Origin of the sequence: Sphingomonas sp. CCH9-E2 (genome assembly GCF_001557215.1) — a bacterium.
GTDB lineage: Bacteria > Pseudomonadota > Alphaproteobacteria > Sphingomonadales > Sphingomonadaceae > Sphingomonas.
The window spans coordinates 1-4,991 of sequence record NZ_LSJM01000322.1 but is presented as its reverse complement, the minus strand read 5'-3'; the positions used below and the strand labels follow the sequence as shown (position 1 = coordinate 4,991).

The following is a 4,991-nucleotide window of genomic DNA, read 5'->3' as shown; positions in this document are numbered from 1 at the left end:
CCCGGCCACCCATAGGATACTGGCGTTGGGTGGCCGGGTGGGGGAGCGGGCCGGTACCGCGACACACGAAAGGTACGGAGAGATTATGGCACGGGTAGCGATCGTAACCGGCGGCACGCGCGGGATCGGCGAGGCGATCAGCGTCGCGCTCAAGGACATGGGCATGACCGTCGCCGCCAACTATGCCGGCAACGACCAGCGGGCAGCCGAGTTTACCGAGCGGACGGGGATTGCGGCGTTCAAATGGGACGTCGCCGACTATGATGCATGCCAGGCGGGGGTCGCGGAGGTCGAGGCCGCGCTGGGGCCGGTCGATGTGCTGGTCAACAATGCCGGCATCACCCGCGACGGCACGATCCTCAAAATGACCTACCAGATGTGGAAGGAGGTCATGGACACCAATCTGGGCGGTTGCTTCAACATGGCCAAGGGCGTGTTCCCGGGGATGCGCGAGCGCAAATGGGGCCGCATCGTCAATATCGGGTCGATCAACGGTCAGGCCGGGCAATATGGCCAGGTCAACTATGCTGCAGCGAAGAGCGGCATCCACGGCTTTACCAAGGCACTGGCGCAGGAAGGCGCGAAGTTCGGCGTGACGGTCAACGCGATCGCACCGGGCTATATCGACACCGACATGGTCGCCGCGGTTCCGGCGGACGTGCTGGAGAAGATCGTCGCCAAGATCCCGGTCGGACGACTGGGTCAGGCGAACGAAATCGCGCGCGGCGTGGCGTTCCTGTGCTCCGAAGAGGGCGGGTTCGTGACCGGATCGACGCTGTCGATCAATGGCGGGCAGCATATGTACTGACGGGTCGAGGCGCGTCGCCCCGCGGCGCAAGCCGGGGGACGGCGCCGGTGCGCATCGCGCACGACCCGGCACGGACGGCGGGGCCGCGCAGCGGAACCCGTCCGACGCCAAGCACGGGCCTTGCCCGTGCTGACTCAGAAACGGGGCCGCTCTCGCATGCCGAGAGCGGCCCCTTTCTTCATCCCGGCCCGATCAGAACCGCAGCCCGATCCCGGCGACGCCCTGGTGGCGGGTCATTCCGGCTTCGTAATCGGTGTAGCGATATTCGACCTTGGCGAAGACCTTCTCGCCCAGCTTGTGCTCGACGCCTGCGCCGAGGCGGAAGCCGTCGGCATTGCCGTTACCGGCGACGGTGAGCAGGCGGAAGTTGGAATAGCCCGCCTTGGCGTAGATCAGCGTCTTGCCGGTCACCACGCCGACGCGGCCGCCGATATAGAGGTCGCGGCTGCTCTCGGCGACGGTGGCGGCACCCGCCTTGAGGCGACCGGTCGATTCCGACGCTTCCGCCTCGACCCCGAACACGGTGCTTCCCTTCTGCACGTCATAGCCCAGGCCAAGGCCGTAGATCAGGCCATCGGGGTTGCGCACGCCGGGGGTGTTGAGATCGACCACGTCATAACCGGTGATCACGGTCGCCTTGGCGCCGCTGAAATCCTCGGTGTCCTGCGCGAGCGCGGGGGTGGCGATGGTGGCGAGGGCGGCGGCGAGGGCCAGAGCGATCTTCTTCATATCATGCGTTCCTTGAGCGTTCGAATGGCGACGCGGCGTCGTGCCGCGGTGGTTTCGATGTGCTGCAGCGGCCGCGTCCGGGCCACTGACAGAAACTGAGAATCCGCGCGTGCTGACACTGGACTCCCGCGCCAAGGGGCGTAGGGTCGCGCGCATCTGCCTTTTGGGGGAAGAGGTTCGATGAAGCAGCTTGTACGCCTGGCCGCAGTGGTGGCGCTGGCCCTGACGCCGATTGCGGCATGGGGCGATTCGAGCCCGCAGGTGGTGCTGGCCACCCCCGGCATCGGCGACGGCGCGATCGAGCGCTACACCGTGCGGTTCAGCCAGCCGATGGTGCCGTTGGGCGATCCGCGCGCCGCTTCCCCGATCAAGGTGACGTGCGCTGTGGGCGGCGAAGGGCGCTGGGTCGATCAGCAGACCTATGTCTGGGAATTTGCCAGCCCGCTGCCGGGCGGAACCACCTGCACCGTCGCGTTGGAAGAAAAGCTCAAGAGCGTTGCCGGCTATGCGGTGTCGGGCAAGCGCGAGTTCACGATCGATTCGGGCGGCCCGACGGTCAAGGCGATGCTGCCGCAGCGCTGGGGCGGGGAGATCGAGGAAGATCAGGTCTTTCTGATCGGCACCAACATGCCCGCGACGCGCCAGTCGGTCGCGGCCAACGCCTATTGCGCGGTCGAAGGGATTGGCGAGAAGATCCCGGTCGAACTGCTCGCCGAGGATGTGCCGGGCAAATTGCTGCAGGACCTGAACCCCAAGCGCTGGGAAGTGCGCAATTTCCTGAGCGAGGCCGGGATGGCCGAGGAGCTGCCGGCGAAGGCGGAAGATCGCGCCAAGGTGCTGTCCAATATCGTCGCGCTGAAATGCGGGCGCCCCTTGCCGCCGGGACGCGACGTGGCGCTGGTGTGGGGCGCGGGCGTGGCCGGAGCGGGCGGGAAGGCCGCGGGTGCGGACCAGCGGTTCGACTTCACCGTGCGCAAGCCCTTCGAGGCGCGCTTCGAATGTTCGCGGGTCAATCCGCAGGCGGGGTGCAACCCCGTGAAAGAGGCCTATGTCCGCTTCACCGCGCGCATCCCGCGTGAGCAGGCCGAGGCGATCCGCATTTCGCTGCCCGATGGCAAGGAGCTGAAACCCACGCTGAGCGACGAGGACAAGCGTTCCAATACGATCAGCGACATCAAGTTCGCAGGCCCCCTGCCCGCGTCGACCACCGGCAAGGTGGTGCTCCCCGCGGGGTTGAAGGACGAAAGCGGGCGGGTGCTGGCCAATGGTCAGCGCTTCCCGCTGGAGGTGCGGTTCGACGAAGCGCCGCCGCTGGTGAAGTTCGCCGCGCCATTCGGGATCATCGAGGCGCAGGAGGGCGGAGTGCTGCCCGTCACGGTGCGCAATGTCGAACCCGCGCTGCAGGGCAAGGGGCTGACGATTGCGGGCCAGCATTTGCGGGTCGAGGCATCGGACGGGGTGATCGCCAAATGGCTGCGCACCATCGACGATGCCGACGACTATAAGGGCGAAGAGGTCAAGAAGGGCACCGAGACGGTCACGATCAACCAGACCGGGGCCAAGTCGATCCTGACCGGCACGGTCGGTGCCGCGCTGCAGCCGATCGCGCTGCCGGGCAAGGGCAAGGAGTTCGAGGTCGTCGGCATTCCGCTGGGCAAGCCCGGATTCTATGTCGTCGAACTGGCCTCGCCGCAATTGGGCAAGGCGCTGCTCGGCCGCGATGCGCCGCGTTATGTCGCGGCGGGTGCGCTGGTCACCAACATGGCGGTGCATTTCAAATGGGGCCGCGAGGGGTCGCTGGTATGGGTCACCGCGCTCGACAGCGGGAAGCCCGTGGGCGGCGCGGATGTGCGGGTCACCGACAGCTGTTCGGGCCGCTCGCTCGCGACCGGCAAGACCGATCAGTTCGGTCGCCTGACGGTCGCGCAGGGGATTCCCGAGCCGCAGAGCTGGGGCGGGTGCGAAGCGGGCAATGCCCCGCCGCTGATGGTGTCGGCGCGCAAGGGCGATGACATGAGCTTCACGCTGACCGCGTGGGGCGAGGGCATCCGGCCGTACGACTTCGACCTGCGCTATGGCTATGAAGCCGCGAGCGACATCGTCCATACCGTGTTCGACCGCGCGCTCGTCCGCCAGGGCGAGAGCGTCAACATGAAGCATATCCTGCGCCGCCCGGTCGCCAATGGCTTCGTCTTCCCCGACGGGTTCAGCGGCAAGCTGCGCCTGTCGCACAGCGGATCGGACACGCAGTTCGAGCTGCCGGTGACGATCAGCGCGACGGGCAGCGGCGAGACGCAATGGAACGTGCCGCAGGGCGCACCGATGGGCGATTACAATCTGCAATTCGTGAAATCGGACGGCAAGGGCGGCGAGGAGACGGTCTGGACCAGCCAGTCGATCAAGGTCGACGAGTACAAGCTGCCGACGATGAAGGCGTCGGTCGCGGGGCCGAAGGAAGCAGCGGTGCGGCCCAAGACGCTGCCGCTCGACCTGTTCGTCGGCTATCTCTCGGGCGGCGGGGCGTCGAACCTGCCGGTCGAATTGCGCATCGGCTATTATGACGAGAGCGACACGCCCGATGGCTGGGACGGCTACACGTTCGGCGGGCGTGCGATCGAGGAGGGAACCAAGCCGCTCAACGGCGATGGCGAGGAAGAGGATTCGACCGACCTGCCGCCGATGCAGACTTTGCCCGTCACGCTTGGTGCCGATGGCACGGCACGGACCAATGTCGACATCCCCCAGACGCTGACCGGCACCAGCCGGATGCGCGTCGAGATGGACTATCAGGATGCCAATGGCGAGGTGCTGACGGCGTCGCGCGGCATCACTTTGTTCGGTTCGGCGGTGCAGCTGGGCGTCAAGACCGATGGCTGGCTGATGAAGGAGGACGACCTGCGGCTGCGCTTCGTCGCGCTCGACCCGCAGGGCAAGCCGCTCAAGGGCCAGAAGGTTCAGGTCGCGGTGTACAGCCGCGAGATCCTGACCGCGCGGCGGCGGCTGATCGGCGGTTTCTACGCATACGAAAACAATATGCGCACGACCAAGATCGGGGCGTCGTGTTCGGCGAAGACCGACGAACTGGGCCTCGCGCAATGTTCGATCGACCCCGGCGTGTCGGGCGAAGTCTATGTCGTCGCGACCACCACCGACAGCGCGGGCAATGTCGCGCGTGCGACCACGTCGGTGTGGCTGGCGGGTGAGGATGACTGGTGGTTTGGCGGGGACAATGGCGACCGGATGGACGTCATTGCCGAGGCGCAGGAGTACAAGTCGACCGACACCGCGCGATTCCAGGTGCGCATGCCGTTCCGTGAGGCGACCGCGCTGGTGACGGTGGAGCGTGAAGGTGTGCTGTCGAGCTTCGTCACCGAGCTGTCGGGCGACAATCCGGTGGTCGAGGTGCCGTTGAAGGGCGTCTATGCCCCGGATGTGTTCGTGTCGGTGATGGCGG

General features: G+C 66.6%; 3 protein-coding genes. 2 read left to right on the top strand and 1 reads right to left on the bottom strand.

Annotation, left to right across the window (positions count from 1 at the left end; genetic code table 11):
- Positions 1–85 precede the first annotated feature (85 nt).
- Positions 86–808, top strand: a complete 723-nt coding sequence (phbB, locus tag AX681_RS15365) for an acetoacetyl-CoA reductase (protein ID WP_066659563.1) — start codon at positions 86–88, stop codon at positions 806–808.
- A 192-nt stretch (positions 809–1,000) separates the two neighbouring features.
- On the opposite strand, the gene AX681_RS15360 is transcribed toward phbB, so the two are convergent.
- Positions 1,001–1,537: an outer membrane protein gene (locus tag AX681_RS15360; RefSeq protein WP_066682457.1), complete on the bottom strand. Its 537-nt coding sequence runs from the start codon at positions 1,535–1,537 to the stop codon at positions 1,001–1,003.
- Positions 1,538–1,717: 180 nt separating this feature from the next.
- On the opposite strand from AX681_RS15360, the gene AX681_RS15355 reads away from it, so the two are divergent.
- Positions 1,718–4,991: MG2 domain-containing protein (locus tag AX681_RS15355; protein WP_231734980.1), on the top strand; the 3,274-nt coding region annotated here is incomplete at its 3' end.